This window comes from Fluviirhizobium alvei, assembly GCF_030551875.1.
In the GTDB taxonomy this organism is placed as follows: domain Bacteria; phylum Pseudomonadota; class Alphaproteobacteria; order Rhizobiales; family Rhizobiaceae; genus Rhizobium_E; species Rhizobium_E alvei.
Map to the genome: position 1 here is coordinate 1 of NZ_JAUOZU010000016.1, position 25,836 is coordinate 25,836.

24 protein-coding genes and 1 tRNA gene are annotated in these 25,836 nt (G+C 59.5%); 7 read left to right on the forward strand and 18 right to left on the reverse strand.

Going from position 1 to position 25,836, the window contains the following annotated elements; genetic code table 11:
- The 14 genes from Q4481_RS19630 to Q4481_RS19695 form a co-directional block, all read right to left on the reverse strand.
- Window positions 1-1,082, reverse strand: a 1,082-nt coding sequence (locus Q4481_RS19630) for a methyl-accepting chemotaxis protein (RefSeq protein ID WP_304378096.1), incomplete at its 3' end; no start/stop codon positions are given.
- A gap of 11 nt (window positions 1,083-1,093) precedes the next feature.
- Window positions 1,094-1,606, reverse strand: coding sequence for a chemotaxis protein CheW (locus Q4481_RS19635; protein WP_304378097.1), 513 nt, complete (start codon window positions 1,604-1,606; stop codon window positions 1,094-1,096).
- Window positions 1,603-3,555 carry a chemotaxis protein CheA gene (locus Q4481_RS19640; RefSeq protein ID WP_304378098.1) on the reverse strand — a complete coding sequence of 651 codons (1,953 nt, stop codon included), beginning with the start codon at window positions 3,553-3,555 and terminating at the stop codon, window positions 1,603-1,605. The genes Q4481_RS19635 and Q4481_RS19640 overlap by 4 nt, the downstream gene beginning before the upstream one ends.
- Window positions 3,552-3,920 carry a response regulator gene (locus Q4481_RS19645; RefSeq protein ID WP_304378099.1) on the reverse strand — a complete coding sequence of 123 codons (369 nt, stop codon included), beginning with the start codon at window positions 3,918-3,920 and terminating at the stop codon, window positions 3,552-3,554. Before Q4481_RS19645 ends, Q4481_RS19640 begins: the two co-directional genes overlap by 4 nt.
- Window positions 3,917-4,234: an STAS domain-containing protein gene (locus Q4481_RS19650; protein WP_304378100.1), complete on the reverse strand. Its 318-nt coding sequence runs from the start codon at window positions 4,232-4,234 to the stop codon at window positions 3,917-3,919. The genes Q4481_RS19645 and Q4481_RS19650 overlap by 4 nt, the downstream gene beginning before the upstream one ends.
- 593 nt (window positions 4,235-4,827) lie before the next feature.
- Complete coding sequence (locus Q4481_RS19655) at window positions 4,828-6,306, reverse strand: aldehyde dehydrogenase (RefSeq protein WP_304378230.1); 1,479 nt, start codon at window positions 6,304-6,306, stop codon at window positions 4,828-4,830.
- Between the two features lie 79 nt (window positions 6,307-6,385).
- Window positions 6,386-7,513 carry a zinc-dependent alcohol dehydrogenase family protein gene (locus Q4481_RS19660; RefSeq protein ID WP_304378101.1) on the reverse strand — a complete coding sequence of 376 codons (1,128 nt, stop codon included), beginning with the start codon at window positions 7,511-7,513 and terminating at the stop codon, window positions 6,386-6,388.
- Between the two features lie 45 nt (window positions 7,514-7,558).
- On the reverse strand, window positions 7,559-9,055 hold the full coding sequence (locus Q4481_RS19665) for a sugar ABC transporter ATP-binding protein (protein ID WP_304378102.1): 1,497 nt from the start codon (window positions 9,053-9,055) through the stop codon (window positions 7,559-7,561).
- A 1-nt stretch (window position 9,056) separates the two neighbouring features.
- Window positions 9,057-10,151 carry an NHL repeat-containing protein gene (locus tag Q4481_RS19670; RefSeq protein WP_304378103.1) on the reverse strand — a complete coding sequence of 365 codons (1,095 nt, stop codon included), beginning with the start codon at window positions 10,149-10,151 and terminating at the stop codon, window positions 9,057-9,059.
- Window positions 10,151-12,271: an ABC transporter permease gene (locus Q4481_RS19675; RefSeq protein ID WP_304378104.1), complete on the reverse strand. Its 2,121-nt coding sequence runs from the start codon at window positions 12,269-12,271 to the stop codon at window positions 10,151-10,153. The genes Q4481_RS19670 and Q4481_RS19675 overlap by 1 nt, the downstream gene beginning before the upstream one ends.
- A 79-nt stretch (window positions 12,272-12,350) precedes the next feature.
- Complete coding sequence (locus Q4481_RS19680; protein ID WP_304378105.1) at window positions 12,351-13,376, reverse strand: sugar ABC transporter substrate-binding protein; 1,026 nt, start codon at window positions 13,374-13,376, stop codon at window positions 12,351-12,353.
- A 38-nt stretch (window positions 13,377-13,414) separates the two neighbouring features.
- Window positions 13,415-14,401, reverse strand: a complete 987-nt coding sequence (locus tag Q4481_RS19685) for an ABC transporter permease (RefSeq protein WP_304378106.1) — start codon at window positions 14,399-14,401, stop codon at window positions 13,415-13,417.
- Between the two features lie 173 nt (window positions 14,402-14,574).
- Window positions 14,575-15,546, reverse strand: coding sequence for a LysR substrate-binding domain-containing protein (locus tag Q4481_RS19690; RefSeq protein ID WP_304378107.1), 972 nt, complete (start codon window positions 15,544-15,546; stop codon window positions 14,575-14,577).
- A 107-nt stretch (window positions 15,547-15,653) separates the two neighbouring features.
- The gene (locus Q4481_RS19695; RefSeq protein ID WP_304378108.1) at window positions 15,654-16,784 is read right to left on the reverse strand and encodes a CaiB/BaiF CoA transferase family protein; all 1,131 of its coding nucleotides are present in this window, start codon (window positions 16,782-16,784) and stop codon (window positions 15,654-15,656) included.
- A gap of 233 nt (window positions 16,785-17,017) precedes the next feature.
- Here Q4481_RS19695 and Q4481_RS19700 point away from each other — a divergent pair, with 233 nt between their 5' ends.
- The 4 genes from Q4481_RS19700 to Q4481_RS19715 all read left to right on the forward strand — a co-directional run bounded on the left by Q4481_RS19700 (window position 17,018) and on the right by Q4481_RS19715 (window position 21,332).
- Complete coding sequence (locus Q4481_RS19700; protein WP_304378109.1) at window positions 17,018-17,842, forward strand: HpcH/HpaI aldolase/citrate lyase family protein; 825 nt, start codon at window positions 17,018-17,020, stop codon at window positions 17,840-17,842.
- A 3-nt stretch (window positions 17,843-17,845) separates the two neighbouring features.
- Window positions 17,846-19,213 carry an MmgE/PrpD family protein gene (locus Q4481_RS19705; protein WP_304378110.1) on the forward strand — a complete coding sequence of 456 codons (1,368 nt, stop codon included), beginning with the start codon at window positions 17,846-17,848 and terminating at the stop codon, window positions 19,211-19,213.
- A gap of 102 nt (window positions 19,214-19,315) precedes the next feature.
- Complete coding sequence (locus Q4481_RS19710; protein ID WP_304378111.1) at window positions 19,316-20,470, forward strand: acyl-CoA dehydrogenase family protein; 1,155 nt, start codon at window positions 19,316-19,318, stop codon at window positions 20,468-20,470.
- Window positions 20,471-20,495: 25 nt separating this feature from the next.
- On the forward strand, window positions 20,496-21,332 hold the full coding sequence (locus Q4481_RS19715; protein ID WP_304378112.1) for an HTD2 family dehydratase: 837 nt from the start codon (window positions 20,496-20,498) through the stop codon (window positions 21,330-21,332).
- 21 nt (window positions 21,333-21,353) lie between these two features.
- On the opposite strand, the gene Q4481_RS19720 is transcribed toward Q4481_RS19715, so the two are convergent.
- From Q4481_RS19720 to Q4481_RS19730, 3 genes are all read right to left on the reverse strand, one after another.
- Window positions 21,354-22,256: an SRPBCC family protein gene (locus tag Q4481_RS19720; RefSeq protein WP_304378113.1), complete on the reverse strand. Its 903-nt coding sequence runs from the start codon at window positions 22,254-22,256 to the stop codon at window positions 21,354-21,356.
- Window positions 22,253-22,594, reverse strand: a complete 342-nt coding sequence (locus tag Q4481_RS19725; RefSeq protein ID WP_304378114.1) for an ArsR/SmtB family transcription factor — start codon at window positions 22,592-22,594, stop codon at window positions 22,253-22,255. Before Q4481_RS19725 ends, Q4481_RS19720 begins: the two co-directional genes overlap by 4 nt.
- 238 nt (window positions 22,595-22,832) lie before the next feature.
- Window positions 22,833-22,922: transfer RNA gene (locus Q4481_RS19730), tRNA-Ser, on the reverse strand.
- 303 nt (window positions 22,923-23,225) lie between these two features.
- Here Q4481_RS19730 and Q4481_RS19735 point away from each other — a divergent pair.
- The 3 genes from Q4481_RS19735 to Q4481_RS19745 all read left to right on the forward strand — a co-directional run bounded on the left by Q4481_RS19735 (window position 23,226) and on the right by Q4481_RS19745 (window position 25,443).
- A complete protein-coding gene (locus Q4481_RS19735) occupies window positions 23,226-23,543 on the forward strand; it encodes a hypothetical protein (protein WP_304378115.1) in 318 nt (105 codons plus the stop codon).
- A gap of 26 nt (window positions 23,544-23,569) precedes the next feature.
- On the forward strand, window positions 23,570-24,217 hold the full coding sequence (gene msrA, locus Q4481_RS19740) for a peptide-methionine (S)-S-oxide reductase MsrA (RefSeq protein ID WP_304378116.1): 648 nt from the start codon (window positions 23,570-23,572) through the stop codon (window positions 24,215-24,217).
- A gap of 230 nt (window positions 24,218-24,447) precedes the next feature.
- A complete protein-coding gene (locus Q4481_RS19745; RefSeq protein ID WP_304378117.1) occupies window positions 24,448-25,443 on the forward strand; it encodes a BMP family lipoprotein in 996 nt (331 codons plus the stop codon).
- Between the two features lie 72 nt (window positions 25,444-25,515).
- Here Q4481_RS19745 and Q4481_RS19750 read toward each other — a convergent pair whose 3' ends face one another.
- The gene (locus tag Q4481_RS19750) at window positions 25,516-25,737 is read right to left on the reverse strand and encodes a SlyX family protein (protein WP_304378118.1); all 222 of its coding nucleotides are present in this window, start codon (window positions 25,735-25,737) and stop codon (window positions 25,516-25,518) included.
- Window positions 25,738-25,836: the final 99 nt, after the last annotated feature.

The following is a 25,836-nucleotide window of genomic DNA, read 5'->3' on the forward strand; positions in this document are numbered from 1 at the left end:
TCGGTCTGGCGGGCGATTTCCTGCACGATCGAGATCTTCTCGGCAATCGTGCGCATCGCACCGACGGCACGACCGACGGCCTCGCCGGAGACTTCCGCGTCCTTGGCCGACTGGCGAGCGATCTTTTCGGTCTGGGCAGCGTTATCGGCATTCTGCTTGATGTTGGCGGCCATCTCTTCCATCGAAGCGGACGCTTCTTCAGCCGAGGAGGCCTGTTCCGTCGCACCCTGCGACAGCTGTTCGGAGCTTGCCGACAGTTCCTGGCTGCCCGAGGAGACATTGACCGAGGCAGAAAGCGCATCGGCGACAACGCCACGCAGACGCTCGATCATCTGATTGACATTGCCCAGCAGTTCGCCGATTTCATCGCGGCTCGAAATGTCGGCGAACTTGGTCAGATCACCTTCGGCAACGTCGCGGACGGCTGTCGTGGCACGGCCAAGGCCGCGGCTGATGGTCAACGAAATCCAGATGGCCGCGGCAACTGCAATCAAAGTCGCACCGACTGCGACACCGATCATGATGGCGCGGGTGGATTCGTAGATTACATCCGTCTCGGCATTCGCATCATTCAGCTGCTGTTTGGAAAGGTCGATCAGTTCACTGACCGCATCGTCAAGCTCATTGACGGCGGCGCGGGCATCGGTGACCGAAATGCGGTTGGCCTGATCAACCATGCCGCCTGCAATCAAACCGCGAATCTTGTCGTCGGAAGCATTAGCCTTTTCAACCAGTTCCTGAATTTTCAGCCACCGGGGCCGACCTTGTTCGGAGGCAATGGCCAGTGCGCTTTCGAGCGTCGAGGCAATCACGCTGCGGGCGGCATCGCCTTTGGTACGGGCGGCATCGACTTCTGCCGGCGTCGTGGCGACCAGCATGTTCTTCTGCTGGCGGATCGTCTGCAGCGCCTCAATCTTGATGCGTTGGACAAGCTCAAGTCGGGCCACCGGTCCACGTGTCATGGCAGCCATGGCATCATTGATCGTTCCGAGGCTGACAATGCCGTAAACGGCACTGCCTACCAGAAGCGCAATCATGATGATGAAGGAAATCGCCAGTTTGGTTTTGATCGTCAGGTTCATAGTCAGGATCCTTAAGATGCCAAGGCGATGGTTTGGTCGCCCGATGCGGTGAAAATTGCGTCAAGGTTAGGGACGATGATGAACTCACCGCCACGCTTGACCAGGCAATCGAGATAATCGGGTCGCCACCGCATACCGACGCTGGGCGGCGGCTCGCTTGCGGTCCGTTGAAGTGTGGTCACTTCGTAAACCCGATCTGTCCGGATGCCGACGAGGGTCTCCTCCCCTTCAATCTCAAGCTCAAGGACCACGATACGGCTGTCGATCGTAGCTTCCGATGCCTCCAATCCGAAGGCGAGGCGCATATCCGCAAGGGGAATGACCTTGCCGCGGAAATTGATCACGCTGCCGACGAACGGTCTGGCGGCCGGCACCTTGGTCTCGGGCAGGAGATCGAGGATTTCCTGCACCACCACCGCCTCGATGGCGAATGTTTCTCCTGAAAGACCGAAAGTCAGGACCGCCACTTCTTCGGCTCCATTCCAGAGCCTATCGAACTGCTGTTTGTTATGTACGATTGTCATCCGGCTGCTCGCAACTGCGCCTCCTGGTTCTGACCAACATGGACGAGGTGCGACACATCGAGGATGAGTGCCACGGACCCGTCCCCAAGGATCGTCGCCCCTGAGAAGGTGACGACATCATGATGGAGCTTGGACATGGATTTGATCACGGTCTGATGGTCGCCGATGATCTGGTCGACGACGAGACCCACGCGTTCATCGCCGGTGGAAATCACCACGACCTTCTGATGCGGATCGGGCGGCGTTCCTGTGCGGAAGAGATCCCGCAGTCGAAGGAACGGTACCAGGCTGTCGCGAAGGGAAATGAAGCTGCGACCGCGCGACCGCATGTCTTGCTCGACCGAAAGCTCAAGGCATTCTTCAACCGCCGAGAGCGGGATGACATAGCAGCCGGTTCCCACCCGCACGAGCAGACCATCGATGATGGCGAGCGTCAGCGGAATGGAGAGCGAGATGATCGACCCTTCGCCCGGCTGGCTTGTCACATTGATCGAGCCGCGCAATGCCTCGACCGATTTCTTGACAACATCCATACCGACACCGCGGCCGGAAAGATTGGTGACCTGCTGGGCGGTGGAGAAGCCGGGCTGGAAGATGAGCTGCAACAGTTCCTGATCGCTCAACTGGGCACCCGGTGCGACCAGGCCATTGGCCTCGGCCTTGGCACGGACACGTTCGCGATTGATCCCGCGTCCGTCATCGCGGATCGTGATCGTCACTTCGCCGCCAGACTGATGAGCCGAAAGGGTTACCCGGCCTGCGGCAGGTTTGCCATTTGCCAGCCGTTCCTCAGGCGTTTCGAGCCCGTGATCGCATGAGTTGCGCACCAGATGGACAAGAGGATCAGTCAGACGTTCGATGACACCCTTGTCAACTTCGGTGCTTTCGCCCTCTGTGACAAGTTCAATCTGCTTGCCGGTTTCGCGGGCAAGATCGTGAACCAGTCGCCGGAACCGGCCGAAAAGCTGGTTGATCGGCACCATCCGCAGGACCATGGTCGTATCACGCAATTCACCGGACAGACGTTCGATATCCTCGGAAACTGCGCGCAAGCCGATATCGATGCTCGATGTGGCCAATTGGTAGAGGCGGGACTGGGCAATCACCAGTTCGCCAACCCGGTCCATCAGTTCGTCGAGGCGTTCGGCCGGTACGCGAACATTCTCGTTCTGCGCGTTCTTGCCCTGCTTGGCATCGGCAACCTGGGCCGGATCGCTCGCGTTTGCGGGCTTCGGTACGGGCGGCGCGACAAGGGCGGCCGGTGTCTCGGTAACAATTTCGGTGATGTCGAGCTTCATTTCGTCCATGACGAATATGAAGACATCCTCGATTTCCGTCCGACCATGCTCCGTCTTCAGGGTTGCATTCCAAGTCAGATGGATCTCGGTCGGATCGAGTGTCTCGAAGGCGGGAATGGAGGCGGCGTCCGCGGTGATCCGGCAATCGCCAAGGTCACGCAACTCATCAAGAAGAGCCAGCGGGTTGGTGCCGTTGACCATCGAATTGGCCGGCAGGCTGAAGCGGAGGCGAAACTCCTTCAGCGCCGGACCGTTTGCGGCCGCAGCCGCAGCGCTGCTGCCATTGACGGCGCGATGAAGGGCATCGAGCAAGGATGCGCTCGCATCGTCATGATTGCCGTTCGGCGAATCGAGAAGCGCTCTCATATGATCCTGTGCCGCAAGCACTGCGGACACGAGTTCCTGCGTCGCAGGCACATCCCCCTTGCGGACGCGATCAAAAGCCGTTTCGCAATGATGGGTGAAAGCCGCGAGCGCATCGAAGCCGAACATGGCGCCGGAGCCTTTGAGCGTATGCAGGCCGCGGAACACCGCATCCACCTGCGCGCGGTCAGAGAGATCCCGGGTCAAATCGAGAAGACCCGCTTCGATCAGTTCGAGGCATTCGGCAGCCTCGGTGCGGAAAACGGAAATGGGATCGGGATTGCTCATCGACCGAGTACCTTTCTGGCAATCTTGACGAGGTTTTCAGGATCGAACGGTTTGGTGAGCCAACCCGTTGCGCCGGCGGCCTTTGCCTGCTGGCGAAGTTCGCCATCCGACTCCGTGGTGAGGAAGATGACGGGAACGCCCGTGAACGCCGGCAGCTTGCGCAGCTCGCGGATCATCGTCAGCCCGTCCATATTGGGCATGTTGAGATCGGTGATGACCAGATCGAACTGACCGTCCTTGAGCTTGTTCAGACCATCCATGCCATCCACTGCTTCGGTGACGTTGTAACCGGCCGTGGTAAGGGTCACCCGCGTCGTCAGACGGATGCTTGCTGAATCATCGACGGTCAGGATATTGGCGCTCATTGTACATTCTCCGTATGAAACCAGAACTTCGATTCACCCGGCATCGCACCCTCGATAAAGCCACCGCGTTTGAGGATATCGCGGAGTTTCGGGCTTGCCGGTTGTGTCAGTGAGAAATCGCATCCGGTCTTGAGTGCATGCTGGCGGGCAGAGGCCAATAGCTGGACGAAGCTGAGATCGACGGCGGCGTCGGGGTTGATGTCCAGCTCAAGGCCGCCTTCAACCATTGTCGCGGCGAGCTGTTGCTTGACCTCTTGAGCATGCCTGATGGTCAGTTCGGTGTCATAGCCGACTTTCAGTCTCTGATTTGCCATGATGCTTGTCCCCGCTTACGAATGGTTGTCTGAACCGTTGCGAATATGAATTGCCGAACCCGTTTACCCAGCAGACCGATGGTGAAGGCGCACGCGCTCATCGTCGCGATCGTCTCAACGACCGCAAACTGCCTGACTGGGTGCCGTCAGCGCTCATTGCCAACAGCGAGTTTTTTTGAAACGTGCATCGTCGTTCGCCCGGAGCCAGTCGCAGAGGCACGGGAGGAAGGCGATATCTAGATGAATTGCAGCGCTATTCCGAGAACCGGAGCAACCACAGCGTTTCGGTGAAAATCATTCTGAATCTGTCGCTGACAGGTCACCTGACTGTGTCGGTGAAACGTTTCATCTCAGCGTTATTCTTGTTGATCAGATGAATACGAATTCACCAAGAAATGGTTTATCAATGATTAATCCACCACTGCAAGTTTTGGCTTTAGATGGCGAAATTGTGGTCGTGATCCGCTTTTTCTTCAGCTGAATCCGTTGAAAATAAAGGCGTTTCACCGTCATTCCAGACAATCCAAAAACTTAACTTCGCTTTCACACGCAGCACACCGCAACCGCATTGAAAGCAAAACTGGATCTGACAGTTACCGCAGAACGAACGGGTTCGGCACATCCTTGTTGAAGGCGAGCCAGACACTCTTGGTTTCCAGGAAATCGTAGATCGCATCCTGTCCGCTTTCGCGGCCCATGCCGGAATTCTTAACGCCACCGAACGGCATCATATAAGAGACTGCACGATAGGTGTTGGTCCAGATCATTCCAGCCCGCAACCGCCTGGCAGCGGTAAAGGCACGCGCCATGTCTGCTGTCCACACCCCGGCCGCGAGCCCGTAGGGCGTGTCATTTGCGAGCGCATATGCCTCCTCGTCATCGCTGAACTTGATGACGGACAGAACGGGGCCAAAGACCTCCTCCTGGGCGATGCGCATCCGATTGTTGACATCGGAGAGAACGGTCGGCTCCACGAACCAGCCATCTCCGCATTCGGGACGGTCGGCCGGCTTGCCGCCAAGGGCGACGGTTGCCCCTTCAGCCTTGGCCATCTCGATCATCGACAGGACCCGCTGATATTGCGGTTGCGTGGTGACCGGGCCAACCTGGGTTGTCATATCCATCGGATCGCCCATGCGCGCCGATCGCGCAAGCTCCAGAAACTTTTCGACAAACTGATCATGGATCGCCTCATGAACGAGCAACCGCGAACCGGCGATGCAGGTCTGGCCGGTAGCGGCAAAGATGCCCGAGACGACGCCCTTGACCGCATTCTCGATGTTGGCATCGGGAAATACCAGTTGCGCCGATTTACCACCCAGTTCAAGCGTCAGCCGCTTAAAATTGGACGCCGATTGCTGGGCAATCCGGCGGCCGGACAATTCGCCGCCGGTAAAGGCGATCTTGTCGATGCCCGGATGCGTCGAGATCGCTTCACCGACATCCTGCCCGAAACCGGTGACGACGTTGACGACGCCCTTGGGGAAGCCCGCTTCCTCAACCAGGCGCATCAGTTCCAGCGTCGAGGCGGAGGTGAATTCGGACGGCTTGATCACCATGGTACAGCCGGCCGCCAGGGCCGGGGCCATCTTCCAGACCAGGAGGAGAAGCGGCGAATTCCACGGCGTGATGGCAGCAACGACACCGAGGGGCTCATGGCGCGTGTAGGTGAACATATCGGGCTTGTCGATCGGCGGAACCGCGCCTTCGACCTTGTCCGCCATGCCGGCGAAATAATAGAACCATTGCGGAATGTAGGCGACCTGTCCCCGCATCTCGGCAATCAGCTTGCCATTGTCCTGGACTTCGGTGGCAGCAAGCAGGTCGACATCGCGGGCAATGAGATCGCCAAGACGGCGCAGAAGATGCCCGCGCTGGGTGGCATTGAGTGCCGGCCAATCGCCGCTGTCAAAAGCACGGCGCGCTGCCTCAACAGCCCGGTCGACATCGTTCGCGTCACATTTTGGGATACGCGCCCAGACCTTGGCGGTGAACGGATCAACAGAGTCGAACAGCTCGCCGGAGCGCGCCGTGACCCATTCGCCACCGATGAAGCAGCGATATTCCTTGATGTCCTGAACTCTCTTCATGATCTCACCCTGTAGGCATGCGAAACCGCTTCCACGATCCACGCGGATGTAACGTCAAATATCAATCGAACTCGATGATCTGTCGGACCGCCGATCCGTCAGCCAGACGGTCGAACCCTTCGTTGATATCGTCGAGTTTCAATCGATGCGTCAGAAGGCGGTCGACTGGCAGTTTGCCGCGCTTGTAGAGGCCGAGAAACCGCGTGATATCACGCGAGGGCACGCCAGAGCCGATATAGCTGCCCTTGAGCGTTCTCTCTTCGGCAACCAGCGAGACGGCGGGAAGCGACAGCATGGCCTTGGGGTGCGGCAATCCGGCTGTAATGGTGGTGCCACCACGCCGGGTGATCGCATAGCTGAATTCGAGTGCCTTGACCGATCCGGCAAACTCGAGGGCTGCCTGAACGCCTCCCCTCGTGGCTTCGCGGACTTTGGCGACGACGTCGGGATCATCCGAGTTGAAGGTATGCGTCGCCCCAAGTTCGCGGGCGAATTCAAGCTTGGACTCCAGCCGATCGACGGCAACGATCGTTTCGGCGCCGGCGGCAACGGCCCCGAGCAGGGCGGCAAGGCCAACACCGCCCAGTCCGACCACTGCGGTCGATCCGCCTGGCTTGACATCGCCCGTGTTGAAGACGGCGCCGGCCCCCGTGAGCACGGCGCAGCCGATTAACCCAGCGATATCGAGCGGGACTTCCTTGTCGATCTTGACCAGGGACCGCCGCGACACGACGGCATGATCCGCAAAGGACGAGACGCCGACATGATGGAAGGCCTTCTTGCCCTTGTAGTGCAAGCGATTGACGCCACCGAGCAATTCACCGGCCCCATTGGAGACGGCACCCGGTTCGCAGAGAGCCGGCCGGCCTTCCGAACAGGGCGAACAATGGCCACAGCTCGGCATGAAGACGAAGACGACATGGTCGCCCGGCTTCAGATCGTCGACACCTGCACCAACAGCCTCGACAATGCCGGACGCCTCATGGCCGAGAACCATCGGCACCGGACGCGGCCGGTTTCCATCGATGACGGAGAGATCGGAATGGCAGAGACCTGCGACTGCCATCTTGACCAGGACCTCGCCCGACCCGGGTCCATCGAGATCGACCTCCTCGATCTTCAGAGGCCGGGTGCGCGCGTAAGGGCGCTCGACACCGATTTCCTCAAGGACGGCGGCTCTGATCTTCATGCTTGTCTTCCTCATTCCCACGGCGTTGGCGCCATTGAACCGCTCTCAATGAACAGCGGCGTACATGATCTTTTCTTCGGTGGCTTCCTCGGTCGAGAACTCCTCGACCACCCGCCCCTGTCGCGACACCAGAATACGGTCGGCGAGATTGAGGATTTCGGGCAGGTAGGATGAGATCACCACCACGGCGAGGCCGGCATCGGCCAACTGGTTGATCACATGATGCAACTCGGCAATGGCGCCGACATCGACGCCGCGTGTCGGCTCGTCGAAAATGACGAGCTTCGGCGCCTGAACCAGCGCCTTGGCGATCACGACCTTCTGCTGATTGCCGCCCGAAAGCTCGATCACGCGGGCATTGGCGTCAATGGCTCGGATATTGAGCTTTTCGGTCCAGCTCTTGGCGAGATCCATCATTTCCGAATGCGAAATCACAACGCCCCTGTTTCGGTCTGACGACAGCAGGTTCATGTAGATATTCTCGGCAATCGACTTTGTTTCGAAGAAACCTTCGATCTTGCGGTCTTCAGTGACATAGACGATCCCGTCCTTCACCGCCGGACGGGGGACGCGATAGCGAACAGACCGGCCTTCGAGACGCACTTCACCGCCATGGAAGAAATCGCGTTTCACCACGCCCGAGATGATCTTGGCCGTCTCGGTACGACCTGAACCGATCAGACCGAAAATACCGGTGATCTGGCCGGCATAGATGGAGAAGGACGTGTTGCGCACCATCTTGCCCATCGACAGGTTCTGCACCGACAGGACCTTGGGCCCATAGGGTCGTGCCTTGCGGGTCAGGTCGCGATTGTAAAGCTCGGCCGAAAGCGATCGGCCGACCATGGCGGCAATGATCTTGTCGCGGTCGAAATTCTTCGCATCGTCCGTCATGACATGCTGGCCGTCACGCAGGATGGTGATGCGGTCGGAAATGGCGAGAGCCTCTTCCAGCGCATGGCTGATGAAGATGATCGAGACGCCTTCGCGTTTCAGGCGGCTCACGAGCGCGAAGAAATGGTGCTTCTCTTCGGGCGTCAGCGTGGCGGTCGGCTCGTCGAAAATGATGACCTTCGCCTTGTGGTGCACTGCGCGCGCAATCTCGACCATCTGCTTCTGGGCTGCCCCGAGCTGGGAGACATACATGGTCGGATCAACGCCGAAACTCAGCGACTGCAGGAATTGTTGGGCGGCGATGTAGATGCCACGCAGGCGATTGAGGAACTTTTCCTTGCCGAGATAGATGTTCTGCGCCACCGTAAGCGAGGGGACCAGACTGGTTTCCTGGAACACCATGGCAATGCCCTTCGTCAGGGCATCGGCCGGGCTGCCGAACGTCATCGGCTCACCATTGAACGCGACCTCGCCCTCGGTCGGCTCATACACACCGGCCATGATCTTGGTCAGCGTCGATTTTCCGGCCCCATTCTCGCCGAGCAGCGAATGGACCTCGCCCGGCATCAGCGTGAAACTGACATTGCGGATGGCGGCGACCCCGTGGAATGCCTTGGTGACGTTCTTCAATTCGAGGATGGGCTTCATCTCACTTCCCCTCCGTTCCGAGGTCGGTGGCGACGAGTTCGTCGCCACCCTTTGCGCTCGCCCAAAGCCTGCCTTCGGCCTCCACCGCTGACGTGACGCCGTGACGGGTGCCGCCCGCCCGGCTGTGGAAGCTGCGAAGCGGCGTGAAATCGGCAGCCAGTTCCACGACCAGCCCATAGGAACGCGTCGGGGCCCAGGGCTTCAGAATACCCATCTGTTTGAGCGCCCCACCCTGCATGGGCTCATGATAGGAATAACCGCTGCGCAACGCGGGCGCGATCCAGAATTCCTTGTCGACTTCGGCCATCATCGCCTTGCGATAGGCCGGCTCGCGCAAAACGAATTCGATCAGGGGGCTGCGCGGCGCAAAGATGGCCAGCCAGTATTCACCGCGATCCGACCGGCTCAAGCGAGCCGGATAGCCGGGTAGATCTTCCATGACCTGGCCGAGCGCCTGCCCCGAGGGCGAAAGCCGCAGCAGCCGCTTCTTCCAGGCCTCGCTGACGATGATATTGCCATTCGGCTCAAGCGCTACTCCGTTCGGATAGGCGAGCCGCGCCACTATCTGCGTCGCGGCTCCGCTCTTCGGGTCAAGCCGCCAGACTGAACCGGCCTGTTCACCATCGAGCAGATCGCGCTGCCAGTCATCGACGCCATTCTTCGACGAGCCGATGGCTATGACGAGCGAACCATCCGGCGCGAAGGCCATTGCGGTGACCCCGGTCCAGGACTGCGGACCTGCCGACAGACCGGAAGCCTTCTCGGCATCCGCCTTGCGAAACGTGATCGTTCCGGCGGCAGCGATTGCCAGCAATCCGTTCTCGCCTGCTGCGATCGCCGTAATCGGGCCGTTCAGATCCGCCAGTTTTTCGCCGGCTCCCGCGCTGAACGGCTGGCTTAGCAGCATTGTTCCGCTAGAGAAGATCAAGCGCCCACCGGCGATGACCAGATTGTCCGGGGCCGGAATCGCGAGGCCAATACCGGCCTCTTCGAGAAGGTTGTTGGGCTTCAGCGCACCATCGAGCGGCGGCACAGTTACCGCGGCCTCGCCCCGTCCCAGGAAGCGGTCGACCCAATTGCGAAGGACATTGGTCATTACACTGCCCCCCAATAGTTCTGATAGCTCGACCAGCGATCATTACGATCCGGCAGCCTGATGCGGCCGATGCGATTGTTGGTGATGCCGCCGAGATAGAGATAGCCCTTGTGTTCGCGCATCGAGGTGATCATCGGATGGTTCTTGGCACCCTGATCCCAAAGCGATTCCAAGACTTCGCCCCTGTCGTTGAACCGTATCACGCAACCGATATTGAGGTTGGGATAGAGCCACTGGTCGGGAGCGATGCGGCGGGCCATTCGCTTGCGGAAGCCGGGCATGCGGAGCGCCACATCCAAAGCCGGCGAACGCATGCCCATGATCGCGGCCCAGTAGGTGCCATCGGACGCGCGGTTGATGTTATCCGGATAACCGGGCAGCCGATCGAGGACGCGCTCGACCTGGCCCGCCTTCGGCCCGCTGATATAGAAGCGGCTGATGCGGCAGGCCCAGCTTTCGGCAAAGAGAATGGACTGGCCATCCTGGGCGGTGCAGATGCCGTTCGGGAAGATCAGATTGCGCAGCGCCGTTTGCGTCTTGCCGCTTTTCGGATCGTAGCAGATGATGCGACCGTTCCCCCGGCTCTCCAGCGCATCGACCGGCCAATCGTGCATTTCGTAGCGGATGGTGGCTTCGGAGAAGAAGATACGGCCATCCGGCGCAATATCGAGGTCATCGGCGAGCCGAAGCCGGGAATCATCGACCACCGAGAAGGCCGAGCGATTGGTCTCGTCGGTGACCTTGCTGACATTGCGGTTGCGATCGATCTTGTAGAGACCCATGCCGCCGACGCAGACGAGCAGGTTGCGGTCCTTGTCCCAGCTCATGCCGAGCGGTGAGCCGCCGATATGGGCAAAGACTTCATGCGTCTTGTAGTCGGGTGGCGCGAAGCGAACGATATCACCATGGCGGGTGCCACAGTAGAGATAATCTTCATCATCGAGAATCACATCTTCCGGCGATTCCACATCGGCAAGGCCAATGATCTCGACATCCTTGAGCCGATCATTGAGGGCGAAGGCTGTGGCTGCACCGGCAGACGTCGAAACCGGTTGCGGCAACTCGACATAGGTCGGTGAGACATAGACCTTGTTGAGCAGCTTGTCGCGGTTCTTGAGCCAGCGCACATCGATGAAAACGGCGGCGATCAGGGTCAGGCCCAGAACCATCGGACCGGAACCGGAATTCAATCCCAGCCGGAGCACGCCGTTGGTCATGACGAGAACGATCACGGCGCCGATGAGAGCCTTGACGATCGAGCCACGTCCGCCACCGAGGCTGTTGCCGCCGAGAACCGCTGCCGTCAGTGCCGAGATTTCCAAACCCATGCCGGTATCGGTGCCGGCGCCGGACAGGCGCGCCGCATAGAGTACACCCGCCAGGCCGCACAGCATGCCCGAGATCGTATAGGCCGCGCAGACGGTGCCGCGAACCGACAGGCCGATATTGTGGGCCGAACGACGCGAACCGCCGATCGCCATCAGGCGCCAGCCGGGCCGCGAGCGCGTCAACAGAATGTGGCCGATGATTGCGACCACCAGAAGCACGCAGAAGGAGAAGGGGATGCCGAAAAAGCCACCCAGCCCCATCAGATCCCAGACACTGGACTGATAGAAGCTCATGGACATGGCCTGCGCATATTGCAAGAGCAGCATATCGACGACCGCGCGCACGATGATGAGTGTCACCAGCGTCGTCAGAAAGGCTCTCAGCCGGAGATAGCCAATCAGCACGCCATTGAGGAGGCCGACCGAGCCACAAATCAAAATGACGGCAGGAACCGTTGCCCAGACCGACCAGCCGGCAAGATTGAGCAGGGCAAGCGTCATGAAATTGCCGAGCGCGAAATTCGAGCCGACCGAAAGATCGATGCCGCCGACAACGATGACCAGCATCATGGCAATGCAGACCAGCGCGAATTCACCGAGCTGGCGGGCGGTGATCGAAAGGTTCCCGGTCGTATAAAAATTGGGAATGAGGGCGCCGAAGACCACAATGACGGCGATCAGGACCAGGAAGGGAATCGCGTTGTCGATCCATTTCTTGGACAGGATTTCCCCGATCACATGATCTGGAATGAAGCGATATCTCAGCTTCGTGAATGTTGATGCCGACGCCAAGGCGCGCCTCCTGCTGCAATCGTATCAATGAACCGGATGAATGGACATGGCCGGAACAGATCCGGCCATGTCTTTGCGATCAACGGAGGATCTTGGCGTATTGCTGCGGATCCCAGCAGGTACCGGCCTGGACATCGTCCTTGGTCATGACGCGGGTCGGCGAATAGATCTGCGTCTTGATGGCGCCGGCGCCCTGGTTGTTCTGAAGTGCGATCATGATCGCAGTCCAGGCATCACGGCCCATGCCGGGAGCATTGTAGTTGATGACTGCGGAATAGGTGCCATCGGCGAGCCCATCGCACATGCTCTGTGCGCCACCGCCCGAGGTCAAGAAATAGACCTGGCCCTGTTTGCCGGCCTGCTTGATCGCCGCACCCGTGCCGATGCCCTGACCATCCCAGACGTCGATGACGCCGCAGAGATCGGGATGCTGCTGGAGCGTCGTTTCGGTGATTGCGCGCGCCTTGGAGGCATCCCAGTCGGCCGCCTGGCTCGAGACGATCTGGATTTCCGGATGTTCGTTGAACACCTTCATCATGCCCTGGACCTGGTAATAGCTGACGCCGCCGGTGAGCACACCCTGCACGATCGCAACCTTGTGCGAGGTCTGGGTATCCTTGCCGCACTTGTCCAGCATCATGTTGGCGGCCTGCTCGCCCATGGCGATGAAATCCGGTCCGACAAAGGCATCGGTCTGAACTGCGCCCTGCATGTTCAGCTGCACGACCACGATGCCTTCGGCATTGGCCTGCTTCAACAGGCGTGCCAGAGACTGCATGTCGGGATTTTGCGTGACGATGACATCGGGATGTTCGGCAATGAGGGCGGTCATGCCCTGAGCCATCGCATCGGTGTTCCAGTTCGGATCCTGCGACGTGAACGTCATGCCGTAACGCTCGGCTTCGGTCTTGACGACCCCACCCCAGGCCTGTGCCAGGTCGAAGCCGATCGAAATCGGCAGATAGGCGATCTTCTTGCCGGCGAGCGCCGACAGGGCCGGCTCGCGATAGGGATCATTCATGTCGTCGGCACGCACGGACGTCGCGCCGATCGTCAGGGCAGCGAGCGCTGTCGCTGCCAGTGTCTTCAAAGCAAAGTTACGCATTCTGGTTCCTCCTCCTGAAATGCTGGTTTTATCGATGTCTAGATGTCGCCCTGCTGTCCCGTCTGCTCGTCACGCGGGTTGACGATCGAGTCGACCACAACGGCCAAAAGCAGGATCAGGCTCTTGATGACATTCTGGACGGTGTACTGGATGTCCATGATGGTCATTCCGTTCATCAGAACGCCGATCAGCAGGGTACCGACGATGACGTTGCGGACATTGCCGCGCCCGCCGGACAGGCCGACGCCGCCCAGGACCACCACCAGGATGACGTCGTAGATCATGTTTGAATTGACGATGCGGGTGTTCATCGCCTCCACCGACGTGGCCGTAATGATGCCGGCAACGAAGGCGATCGCGCCCGAGAGCACATATTGCAGCACCAGCATTGGCCTCACCGCAATGCCGCCGATGCGCGATGCGGCAAGGTTGTCGCCAATCGCATAGATGAAGTTGCCGAGCTTGGTGTAGCGCAGGAACAGATAGACGATCAGCGCCATGGCCGCGGCAACCACGATCGGCATCGGAATGCCGAACAGCTTTCCCTGGCCGAATGTCACAATCCAGCCCATCGTCTTCGGCATGTAGACGACGTCGGTTCCGGTGATGAGATGGGCGCGGCCAAAGCCATAGACGAAGGTCGACATGGCCAGCGTCGCGAAAAGCGGTGGAATTTCCGCATAGGCCACCAGAATTCCGGTGCAAAGCGCGATCCCGACCGCAAACAACAGGCCCATGGTCAAAGCACCGGAGACGGGCACACCCTGATGGATGAGCTGCATGGCCCAGGCGACCGATATGGCCATGACTGCCACAAGCGAAAGATCGATACCGCGACCCAGGACGACAATCAGCATGCCGAGACCCAGAACGCCCAGAACGGCCACACTGCGCACCAGCGAAAGAAGATTGGCGCTCGACAGGAAATTGTTGAGCGTCACGGCAAAGGCCACGAACAGAAGCACCGTCAGAATGAAGACGATTTTCTCCTGATTCAGATAGCGAAACAGACTGGGTGCATTCACCGGATTGTCCTCCTCCCGGGGTTGCCGTTCATTAGAAGAACAGCAACTTCCACTGCCAGATTGTCGACCCTTCATCTTCGGAAGTGGTGAAAATCTCGGCAGTTGCTGAGGACTATAGCCAGCGTGGCGTATAAGTTAAATTATCAAATTGCGTTATGCGCTATATGGGTTTGTTATGGCTTTTTGGCGGATTTCACAGGGGGCTGCTCGGGTGCTTTTGCGCCGCTCCACTGTCCGGTCGCCGCGAGTTCGAGAAGGGTTTCACGGCAAAGCGCCTCGATAGTCGCCACAGCATTTGTCATCGGTCGATCGGTGGCCCGAACCAGGTGGACATCACGGCTGAGCTCAGGTTTGGTGATGCGCCAGGACCGCAACCGCCCTTCCTGGACCTCGCGTGCGATCGCGTTGAAGGGGAGGATCGAGTAGCCGAGACCTTTTTCGACCAACTCCTTGATGCTGCCATAGGAATCAACGTCGATCACGGTGTTGAGCTCGAGTTTGTTCAATGCAGCTTCGCGTTCGAGCAGTTCCCGCAGACCATGGCTGTAGCTTGGCAGGATGAGCGGAAGCGGCGCCACATTCTTGAGCGTGAGCGGGCCAAATCCCGGCGTTTTCACGTCGGCCATCGGAGAGGATGGCCCGAGCAGGCAAAGCTCCTCGGTCAGGACCGGATAGGATTTCAGAACCTTGTCTTCGACCGGAATGTAGAGAACGGCAATGTCGACGCGGTTTTCCCGGATCCATTCCGTGATGAATCCGCTCATGGCCTCGGCAATGCGAAGCTTGATCTTCGGAAAGCGCGCCCGCGCGGCAATGATGAGCGGAACGGAGAGAATCTGGCTGATCGTGCCCGGCAGACCCAGCCTGACTTCGCCGGCCGGCTCTGCCTCGTGGCCACGGATCTCCTCCTGGACGATCGCGAACTGATCGATGATGATGCGCGCATTGCGCAGGAGAATTTCACCGGCTTCGGTTGCTACCACGCCCTGGGGACTGCGGAAAAGAAGCGGCGTGCCGAGATCGGCTTCCATGTTGCGCACATGCAGGCTGAGTGCCGGCTGCGCGACATTCAGGGTCGCAGCGGCCTTGGAAAAGGAACCCTGTTCGACGATGGCAACAAAATAGCGCAGCTGGCGCAGATCCATGCCCAACCCTCCCACTTATTTTTATAGCTTCAAGACGATGTTTCGCTTTTTACTATAACGTGCGGAGGATGAGCCCTGTCAAGGCAGGGGTGAATAGCCGGCGCCCTTCAGGTCCGCTCGCTGAACTCGCGTTTCAATGGCTCGCTATCGGCACCCAGCGCAGGCACCGGTCCGAATTCGGGCAAATGCCCATCGACAAGCGCACCGGGACCAAGCAGCCGCACCGGCCCGGTCGGTGTCTCGACGGTCACATAGCGGTTCTGCGGGTGGCTCGCGACATCCTCCAGCGTGCTGACCCGACCATAGGCGATCTTGGCCGCATACAGCCTCTCCGTCATTTCATCGCGCGAATGGGAAGCGAAAATCGGCGTGATTTCAGCATCAAGCGCCTCACGATTCGTCACGCGGGCACTGTTCGAACCGAAACGAGGATCCGCTGCCAGATCCGGACGTCCGAGCGCATCGGTGCATAGCCTCACCCATTCGCGTTCGTTCTGGATTGAGAACAGGACCGAACGACCATCCGCGCAGACATAGGCGCCATAGGGGGCGATGGTGGGATGGCTGAGGCCACTGCGTGCCGGAACCTTGCCGCCATAGACATATTGCAGGTAGGGCACATTCATCCAGTCGGACAGGGCGTGATAAAGCGACACGGCGATATGACGGCCCTTGCCGTTCACCGAACGAGCGTAGAGCGCCTGCAACACGGCCTGGGTTGCGGTCATGCCGGCTGCGATATCGCAGACCGACACGCCAACGCGGGCCGAACCATGTTCGTTGCCCGTAATGGCCGAAAGACCGCTTTCAGCCTGCACCAAGAGATCATAGGCCTTGAGCTCCCTGAGGGGCCCTTCATCGCCATAGCCGGAGATCGAGCAGGTAATCAGACGCGGGAACCGGCTGCGCAGGAGGTCGGGCCCGAAACCCAATCGCTCGACGGCACCCGGCGCGAGGTTCTGGATGAAGATGTCGGCCTTGCCGATCATGTTCATCAGGATATCGCGATCGGCCTCCTGCTTGAGGTCGAGGCAAACGGATTGCTTGCCGCGATTGAGCCAGACGAAATAAGCGCTCTCGCCATGAACGAGATGATCGTACTCGCGGGCAAAATCGCCTTCGGGCCGCTCGATCTTGATCACGCGGGCACCCGCTTCGGCGAGTTTGCCGGACAGATAGGGGGCAGCAACGGCCTGTTCGACGGAAACGACGAGCAAGCCTTCCAGATCTCTATTCATGTCTTCCGCCGGATTTTTTGCGTTTCCTCTTGGCCGTTCTGATCGCGGCCCATTCGACCATGTCCGATTTCTGCCATCACTTCAAATAACAGTGTAATGGGGAGGATATAGCGGAATGTTCTGGCTTGCAGGAGAAAGCCATAAGCGAGGGATATGGTGCTGGCAGCAAAAAACTATTGGCCGGACTGGACTTGCGTCCGGATAATGAGACGAATTCAGCAGGAATCCCTTCCATGACGTCTTCGCCGGAGCTTGCGTCACTCTTCCTCTTCGTTCCAGCCGACCGGCCCGAGCGTTTTGCCAAGGCAGCGGCCTCGGGTGCCGACGCGATCATCATCGATCTTGAGGATGCCGTCGCCGCCGATCAAAAGGCGCCTGCCCGCGCGGCACTGACATCTCATGACGATGCGTTGCGGAACGCCGGCAGACCGGTTTTCATTCGCATCAACGGCACCACCACCCGGTGGCACGACGACGACCTTGCTGCCGTAGAGCGGCTTGCCGTTTCCGGCATCATCCTGCCCAAGGCCGAGAGCGCATCCACCCTCGCCGCCCTTCGCCAGCGCCTTGCCGGAAAATTGCTGATCGCGCTCGTCGAGACGGCGGCAGGTCTATCCTCTGTCGACGAAATCGCGACGGCCTGCGATCGGATCGCCTTCGGCTCCGTCGACTATGCTGCCGATCTCGGATGCGCCCATCATCGGGACGCGCTGCTTCTCGCGCGCAGCCGGATCGTTCTTGCGGCCAGACTGGCCTCTCAACCGCAGCCGATCGATGGCGTCACATTGTCGATCAAGGATGACGAAGCCGTCGAACAGGACGCCCGCTATGCAATGAAACTCGGCTTCGGCGCCAAGCTTCTCATTCACCCGGCGCAGGTGATTGCCGCCAGGCGGGGCTTTTCTCCATCTGCCGAAGAGATCTCCTGGGCCGAAAAAGTGGTCGCAACCAACCTCGACGGCGCTGCCAGTGCTATTAACGGGATTATGATCGACGCACCGGTTCTTGCCCGTGCCCGCCAGATCCTCGAACGCCAAACCCGCCTGACGAACGGATAGAACATGACCGGCATTACCAACAGCCTGGCGCGCTATGTCGCCGAACTCGACTATTCGGACCTTCCCGCGGAGGTTCCGGAACGGGCAAGCCATCTGGCGATCGATCTCATTGGCAGCATCGTGCGCGCCAGCAAGGAGGCGGATTCGACACCGTCGCTGCTCGGCATGCTGAAACGTCTCGGCATGGATGGACCCGGCCAATCTTCGGTCTTCGGTCTTGGGAGGCGCTATTCGCCGGCAACGGCCGCCCTTCTCAACGGTGCCCTCGGCCATTCGCTGGATTTTGACGACACGCACGCCGACAGTTCGCTGCATCCGAGCGCGCCTGTCGTGCCGGCGGCTTTTGCGGCGGCGGAAATGGTCGGCGCTTCCGGCAAGGAGCTTCTTGCGGCAATCGTGGCCGGTTACGAAGTCTGCTGCCGGCTCGGCAATGCACTCGATCCCACCGCACACTATGCGCGCGGCTTCCACCCGACGGCGACGGCGGGAACGTTCGGTGCTGCGGCTGCCGCTGGAAAACTCCTGGGGCTTGACGCGGCAGGGCTGGCTTCGGCCTTCGGGGTGGCCGCCAGCCAGGCGGCGGGGTCTCTGCAGTTTCTCGTCAACGGCGCCTGGAACAAGCGCTATCAGGTGGGTGCTGCCGCCATGAACGGGCTGATCGCCGCCACTCTCGCCAAGGAGGAATTCATTGGCGCAGCCGATGCAATCGAAGGCAAGCACGGGTTTCTCGTGGGTTACACGGACAATGCCAGGCCGGAACTCGCAACCAGGGAACTTGGCCAGACCTATGAGACAATGAAGATCGGGATAAAGCCCTATCCGGCCTGCCGCTACACCCATGCAGCCGTTGACGGGCTTCTTAGGCTTCGGCGCCTTCACGGCTGGACGGCGCAGGACATCCAGTCGGTACGCGTGGGCTTGCACCAGAACGGCATCGTTCTCACCGGTGCCCCGCTTGAGGAAAAAAGGCGCCCGCGCAGCGTGGTCGAAGGGCAGTTCTCCATGCCCTTTGCCGCCGCCATCGCGCTCTACAAGGGCAGTTTCGGCTGGGACGATTATGCGCTTCTCGGCAATCCCGATGTGGAAGCCATCGCATCGCGCGTGGTGGTCGAGCGCGATGAGCGGCTCGAAGGCTTGCGCCATCCGTTCGGCGCCATCATTTCCGTGAGTACGCCAAGTGGCGTGATCGAGGAGCGGATTGCCGATCCTTCCGGCGAACCGGACACGTTCCCGGACCGAAGCGCCGTGGAGGCCAAGTTCATGACGCTCGCAACACCTGTGCTGGGCAATGGGGCATCGTCATTGTTCATGCAGCTCGAAGCCCTGCCATCGGTTGCGAACATAAACGATTTCAGTATCCTATCCGTTTGATGCTATCGCTTTTTCCTATGAGAGCGCCAATCAAACTGTATTTGTGGTTATAGTTCGCGCGCCCTAGACTCCGACCGATAATTCGACAGGAGTGAGAGAGCCGTGGCCAGAGAAGACTATGCCGAGATCCGCCAGGAGGTTGCCAAACTCTGCGCCGGTTTTCCGGGCGATTACTGGCAACGGCTCGAGCGCGACAGTGCCTATCCCGAGGAATTCGTCCAGGCGCTGACGGAAGCCGGTTACCTGTCCGCTCTCATTCCCGAGGCATTCGGCGGAGCCGGCCTGCCATTGTCTGCGGCCGCGGCGATTCTGGAGGAAATCCAGCGATCCGGCTGCAACGGCGGCGCCTGCCATGCCCAGATGTACATCATGGGCGCCATCCTTCGTCACGGCAACGATGATCAGAAACAACGCTATCTGCCCCGGATCGCCAGTGGCGAACTGAGATTGCAGGCTTTCGGCGTCACCGAGCCGTCGAGCGGAACCGACACGACCTCGCTCAAGACCTTCGCCCGCCGCGACGGCGACCATTATATCGTCAACGGCCAGAAGATCTGGACATCGCGGGCCGAGCATTCCGACCTTATGCTGCTGCTTGCCCGCACGACCCCGAAAGATGAGGTCGCCAAGAAGACGGATGGCCTTTCGGTCTTCATCCTGGACATGCAGGAGGCGAAGAGATCCGGCATGACGATCCGCCCGATCCGCACCATGATGAACCATGCGACGACCGAAGTGTTTTTCGACAATGTGCGGGTTCCGGCCGAAAACCTGATCGGCGAAGAGGGCAAGGGGTTCCGCTATATTCTTTCCGGCATGAATGCCGAACGGATCCTAATCGCTGCAGAATGCGTCGGTGATGCGAAATGGTTCATCAAGAAGGCGGCTGACTATTCGCGCGACCGGGTCATCTTCGGCCGCCCGATCGGCCAGAACCAGGGCGTGCAGTTTCCGATCGCCAGGGCGCATGCCCAGATGCGGGCAGCCGACCTGATGGTGAAGGAAGCCGCCCGGCTTTATGAAGAGGGTGAAAACTGCGGCGAAGAGGCCAATATTGCCAAGATGCTCGCGGCCGAAGCCTCCTGGGCTGCGGCAGAGGCCTGTGTCCAGACCCATGGCGGCTTCGGATTTGCCGAGGAATATGATGTCGAGCGCAAGTTCCGCGAGACACGGCTCTACCAGGTGGCCCCGATTTCCACCAATCTGATCCTGAGCTTCATTGCCGAGCATGTGCTGGGCATGCCGCGCTCCTATTGAGGGAGACCAGTTGATGGAGGCGGGCATGGACGATGTCGATCTCGAGCATCTTAAGACCTGGATCGGACGTCAGCGCACGGTCGAGGATCTGATCACGCCCAGACTGGCTCAAAGCCTCGATGCTGTGCTGGACGAGGAGAATGAACGCACGGAGGGTGAACTTGCGCCGGTCGGCATCCACTGGTGCCTGGCGCCCGATATCGTCCCGATGCGCGGCATCGGGCCTGACGGACATCCCGCCCGTGGCGGCTTCCTGCCACCGGTTCCCTTTCCCCGCCGCATGTGGGCGGGTGGAGAACTTGCTTTCAGCGGCGATTTCCATGTTGGCGACAAGGTGGCCCGGCATTCCACCATCGAGGATGTGGTGCTGAAATCCGGTCGCAGCGGAGCGATGATCTTCGTCACCGTCCGCCATCGCTACGAGACTGAGCGCGGGGTCGCGCTCTCGGAGCGCCAGGATATCGTCTATCGCAAGGCGGAGGCTTCCGGTTCGGCACCCTTGCCGGCGGCGCGGCAGGACGAGGGCGAAGACAAGCGCATCATCGTTGCGGATCCGGTGCTGCTGTTCCGCTATTCGGCCATTACCTTCAACGGTCACCGGATCCACTATGATTACCCATACACAACCGGCGTCGAGCATTATCCCGGCCTGATCTTTCATGGCCCACTACAGGCAACGCTGCTGCTGAAACTCGCCGCTGACCGGCGGAACGGCGCCCTGCCCGCACGCTTCGCTTTCCGCTCGGTTCATCCGCTCTTTGCCGGTGGCAGGGTCCATTGCCATGTGCGTGGCCAGGAAGATGGGCTCGAACTCTGGCTGACCAATGACGCCGGCATCATGACGATGCAGGCAAGCGCCTGAGACCGGTTCTTCGCTCTCGAGTTAGCGGGACTGCGCCATTCGCTCCAGCTTGCCGAGCGTCTGCATGCCCAGTTCGACAGCGCCGAATCCCTTTGCCTCGCGGAACTCGGCCTCGGAACTGAAAACCATGCCGAGCGTCACCTTCGTGCCGCCGTCGCAATCCTCGAAAGAGGCCCAGGCATCTGCATGTTTCGGGCCGTTTTCTCCCCAGAGCAAAGCATAGGCGATGCGGTCTTCGGGACGGATTTCGGAATATTGGTGATGGTTCGGAAATACGGTGCCATCGGGCGCGATCATGTCGAACACCCATTCGCCGCCGGACCGAAGGTCGATCCGCTTGGTGCGGCAGGAAAAGCCGTTCGGACCCCACCATTGCGGCAGGATCTCCGGATCGATCCAGGTCTTCCAGACAATGGACCGCGGCACCTTGATGATCCGTTGCAGAACCATGGTGCGCGCGGCAACAGCGGCAAGATGGGCGAGCCCGGCCTCGAACCCCTGCCGGTAGCCTGCCTCCAGGTCATCCGAACGCGCCGAGAGTTGCACCGTCACCGCCAGGTGGCTGCTATCGGCATCGCCGGCAAAATCCGCCGTGACCAGTGCGGTCGACATCTGCTCGCCCTTGGACGAAAGACCCTCGTAGTTGACGCTCCGCACTTCCGGATCGATCTCCAGCCAGCCGCATTCGCAGCGGATGTCATCCTGACCATCCACTTTGCAGAGGGAGATCTCACGCCCGCCAACGCGCGTGTCGGCCTCGAGAAACTCGACGACTACCGAAGGCGTAGGAGCAGCCCAGATCGCACGCGCGGCCGGCGCGGTCCATGTCTGCCAGGCAACGCCACGCGACACGGGAAGTGCCCGCTCAAAAGTGAGCGTAGCGAAGCGGCTGATGGGTGTTTCTGCTTTATCTTGCCTCGTCATTCGTCTTTCTCCTTCATGGCCTTCAGCGCCATCGCTTCGAACCGGTCCAGTCTCCGCTCCCAGATCAGGCGTTGCTCATCGAGCCAGGTCCGGACAGGCTTGAAGGCTTCGGGAACGATGGCACAGGTTCGCACCCGCCCATCCTTGGCACTTGCAATCAGGCCGGCCTCCTCGAGCACCGCCAGATGGCGCATGACCGTTGGCAGACTGTAACCGGTCGGCTCCGAAAGATCGGTGACGCGCGCCGGCCCTTCCGCCAGCCGCGTCAGGATCGACCGGCGCGTGGGGTCGGAAAGCGCGTGGAACAGCAGTGATAGATCAGCTTGATGCTTAGTCATATTGCTAACTATCACGACAAGCGAACAGCCGCAACAGTTCCTTTGCCAACTCGCTAACCATTAAAGGTGATTTGCCAAAATTGGGCCAGACCGGTCCCGCGCGGCAGCGTGCATGACACTGGACTTTGTGATGAACTCTATTCGTGATGAAAAACGAACAGAAATCGTCCAAGCATCGAGAAAAGCTGGACGTACGGAAGGCGATTAATATGAAACATCAATCCGGTCGGAAAGAAAATGGCGGACAGAGAGGGATTCGAACCCTCGGTACGCTTTCACGTACACACGCGTTCCAGGCGTGCGCCTTCAACCACTCGGCCACCTGTCCTTTGAAAGTGTTGCCTGTCAGAAATGCGCGAACATTCGAAGGCTGCTTCCGGGCGCGATATATACCGAGGTTTGCCGCAGGATCAACCCTCACATGACAGAAATTTGATGTCCTTTTTTACAGGCATCTTCAACGAGGCATTGAAACCGCCACATTCGGGCGCTATCTGTCTCGGCATCTGTCCGAATTCGGGAAAAAACTGGAAATCGAACAGCGGTCGAAAGCATAGAAGGAATGCTGGAACGGATTTTTCTTTCTCGCATGGCCGGACCGAAGCGAGATAGACGCCGACGGAGGAGTTCGATGCGTTTTCTATTGCGGCTTATGAGTCTTTTATTTCTTGCCGCGGCGGTGATGGTCGGCGTTATTGACTCGATTCAGTCGGTGGCAGGCGAAAATCTGCAGCTGACGACGCTCAGTTCGACGCTGTTTGCCATCAATCCCGGCATCCTGCCGTCGCTTCAGCACTATACGGAGCAGAACCTCCCGAACGGCAGCTGGGCGTTCCTCACCAACTGGCTGTTTTTGCAGCCCGGTGTGATAGTGTTTCTGCTGGTGTCGCTGCTCCTGTGGATTCTCGCCTATAAGCGCGAGCCCGTAGCCGGTCGCTTCGCCGCCTGACACCCGCAACCTTGAAAGGATAAACAATGTTCCTGATCGACATGTTCAACAACAAGATGACGATCCCGGCTCCGGAACATGCCTTGCCCGGACGGGAGAGCGAAATACCGACATCGCGCCATCATTTCGTCAATGGCCACCCGTTGAAAGGACCCTATCCCGAGGGCATGCAGAGCATTCTGCTCGGCATGGGCTGCTTCTGGGGTGCCGAACGAATGTTCTGGAAGCTCGATGGCGTCTGGGTGACTGCCGTCGGCTATGCCGGCGGCCACACGCCCAACCCGACCTACCAGGAGACGACCACCGGCCTAACCGGCCATGCCGAGGTGGTACTCGTGGTCTATGATCCGAAGGTGATCAGCCTGAAGGCGCTGCTCAAGAATTTCTTCGAGGAGCATGACCCGACGCAAGGCATGCGCCAGGGCAACGATATCGGCACCACCTACCGTTCGGCGATCTATGCCTATGATGAGGAGCAACTCAAGGAAGCAACCGCGATGCGGGATCATTACCAGGAAAGCCTCAAGGCTGCCGGCAAGAATGCCCGGATCACCACCGAAATTGCGATGGCCGGACCCTTCTATTTCGCCGACGAGGCCCATCAGCAATATCTCGCCAAAAATCCGGGCGGTTATTGCGGGTTGCGCGGAACCGGGGTTTCCTGCGCCATCTGAAGCGACAGATGTTAACATTTTAACTTTTGATAACTCATTGCACGGGATAGAAAATTTCCGTGCAATGAGTTTTTTTTACCAAGCGAAAAATTTTTGGTGAATTTTTGCTGAAGCCATGCAAGGATGCCTTCGGCTGGTCTCGGGAGGCATGAGACCGTCTGAGGGTTGAGGTTCGCGGATAGGCGCGGGTATCGGCTGATCAATTTTGTTCGCAAAACAGGGCTATAAAAATGAAAAAGATTCTTCTGACACTCATGGCAACGGCTTCCATGGCGGTTTCCGCTCTGGCTGCTGATGTCAAGCCAGCGATCATCTATGACCTTGGCGGCAAGTTCGACAAGTCGTTCAATGAAGCTGCCTTCAACGGCGCGACGAAGTTCACCACCGACACCGGCATCGCCTTCCGCGAATTCGAAATCGCCAATGACGCCCAGCGCGAGCAGGCGCTGCGCAAGTTCGCCGGTGACGGCAACAACCCGATCGTCGTGGCAGGCTTCTCCTGGGCTGCTGCCGTCGAGAAGGTAGCCGCCGAATATCCGGACACCAAGTTTGCCATCATCGACATGGTCGTCGCTGGCAAGCCGAACGTGAAGTCGATCGTCTTCAAGGAACAGGAAGGCTCCTACCTCGCCGGCGTCATGGCCGCGATCGCCGCCAAGTCCAACACCGTCGGCTTCGTTGGCGGCATGGATATCCCGCTCATCCACAAGTTCGCATGCGGCTATTTCGGCGGCGTGAAGTCGGTGAAGCCGGATGCCAAGGTTCTTGAAGCCTATACCGGCTCGGATCCGTCGGCCTGGAACGACCCGGTCAAGGGTGGTGAAATCGCCAAGTCGCAGATCAGCCAGGGCGCGGACGTTGTCTATCATGCGGCCGGCGGTACGGGCGTGGGTGTGCTCCAGGCAGCCGCAGAAGCCGGCAAGCTCGGCATCGGCGTCGATTCCAACCAGAACGGCCTGCAGCCGGGCAAGGTTCTCACCTCGATGCTCAAGCGCGTCGATGTGGCCGTCTACAATGCTTTCAACGACGTCAAGAACGACAAGTTCGTTGCTGACATCCAGGTGCTCGGCCTGAAGGAAGAAGGCGTTGGCGTCGCCATGGACGACAACAACAAACCGCTCGTGTCTGCCGACATGCTGGCAGCTGTCGAAAAGGCGAAGGCCGACATCATTTCCGGCGCCGTGACCGTTCACGACTATATGTCGGACGAGAAGTGCCCCTATTGAGCCATCGCGCATGAAAAGACCCGTCCGCAGTTCGCGGACGGGTCTTTTTTTACCGGGACGGGAATGACGGTGTCAGTAATGCGGGGGACGTGTCACTGGAGCCGCTTCGAAAGCGACATCTTCGAGCGACTGGAATCGTTCGGTGAGCTGGGTCAATCGCAACTGCAGCTGATCGATGATCTTCCACTGATCGGCAAGCTGCGAGGACAGATCCTCGATGGTTCGCGCCTGATGTGCGGCGGCCTCTTCTAGACTTGTGATTCGCTCGCTCAAGGGATCGCCTTCGGGACGCATGCCTTTCCCTCCTGTTAGGTCAAAAGGCGCTGGACAAGCTGTCCGGAACCTTGAAGACTGGTTTTTCCGATCGACCGGCAGTGTCGCCGGCGGGCTACG

Bases quoted from the DNA above. Each gene is read 5' to 3' on its own strand.
- Q4481_RS19700 (WP_304378109.1), top strand. From the start codon at position 17,018: ATGACGTCTTCGCCGGAGCTTGCGTCACTCTTCCTCTTCGTTCCAGCC.
- Q4481_RS19645 (WP_304378099.1), bottom strand. From the start codon at position 3,920: ATGAGCGCCAATATCCTGACCGTCGATGATTCAGCAAGCATCCGTCTG.
- Q4481_RS19745 (WP_304378117.1), top strand. From the start codon at position 24,448: ATGAAAAAGATTCTTCTGACACTCATGGCAACGGCTTCCATGGCGGTT.
- Q4481_RS19670 (WP_304378103.1), bottom strand. From the start codon at position 10,151: ATGACCAATGTCCTTCGCAATTGGGTCGACCGCTTCCTGGGACGGGGC.
- Q4481_RS19650 (WP_304378100.1), bottom strand. From the start codon at position 4,234: ATGGCAAATCAGAGACTGAAAGTCGGCTATGACACCGAACTGACCATC.
- Q4481_RS19690 (WP_304378107.1), bottom strand. From the start codon at position 15,546: ATGGATCTGCGCCAGCTGCGCTATTTTGTTGCCATCGTCGAACAGGGT.
- Q4481_RS19735 (WP_304378115.1), top strand. From the start codon at position 23,226: ATGCGTTTTCTATTGCGGCTTATGAGTCTTTTATTTCTTGCCGCGGCG.
- Q4481_RS19695 (WP_304378108.1), bottom strand. From the start codon at position 16,784: ATGAATAGAGATCTGGAAGGCTTGCTCGTCGTTTCCGTCGAACAGGCC.
- Q4481_RS19720 (WP_304378113.1), bottom strand. From the start codon at position 22,256: ATGACGAGGCAAGATAAAGCAGAAACACCCATCAGCCGCTTCGCTACG.
- Q4481_RS19725 (WP_304378114.1), bottom strand. From the start codon at position 22,594: ATGACTAAGCATCAAGCTGATCTATCACTGCTGTTCCACGCGCTTTCC.
- Q4481_RS19640 (WP_304378098.1), bottom strand. From the start codon at position 3,555: ATGAGCAATCCCGATCCCATTTCCGTTTTCCGCACCGAGGCTGCCGAA.
- Q4481_RS19750 (WP_304378118.1), bottom strand. From the start codon at position 25,737: ATGCGTCCCGAAGGCGATCCCTTGAGCGAGCGAATCACAAGTCTAGAA.
- Q4481_RS19680 (WP_304378105.1), bottom strand. From the start codon at position 13,376: ATGCGTAACTTTGCTTTGAAGACACTGGCAGCGACAGCGCTCGCTGCC.
- msrA (WP_304378116.1), top strand. From the start codon at position 23,570: ATGTTCCTGATCGACATGTTCAACAACAAGATGACGATCCCGGCTCCG.
- Q4481_RS19705 (WP_304378110.1), top strand. From the start codon at position 17,846: ATGACCGGCATTACCAACAGCCTGGCGCGCTATGTCGCCGAACTCGAC.
- Q4481_RS19715 (WP_304378112.1), top strand. From the start codon at position 20,496: ATGGACGATGTCGATCTCGAGCATCTTAAGACCTGGATCGGACGTCAG.
- Q4481_RS19635 (WP_304378097.1), bottom strand. From the start codon at position 1,606: ATGACAATCGTACATAACAAACAGCAGTTCGATAGGCTCTGGAATGGA.
- Q4481_RS19660 (WP_304378101.1), bottom strand. From the start codon at position 7,513: ATGAAGATCAGAGCCGCCGTCCTTGAGGAAATCGGTGTCGAGCGCCCT.
- Q4481_RS19665 (WP_304378102.1), bottom strand. From the start codon at position 9,055: ATGAAGCCCATCCTCGAATTGAAGAACGTCACCAAGGCATTCCACGGG.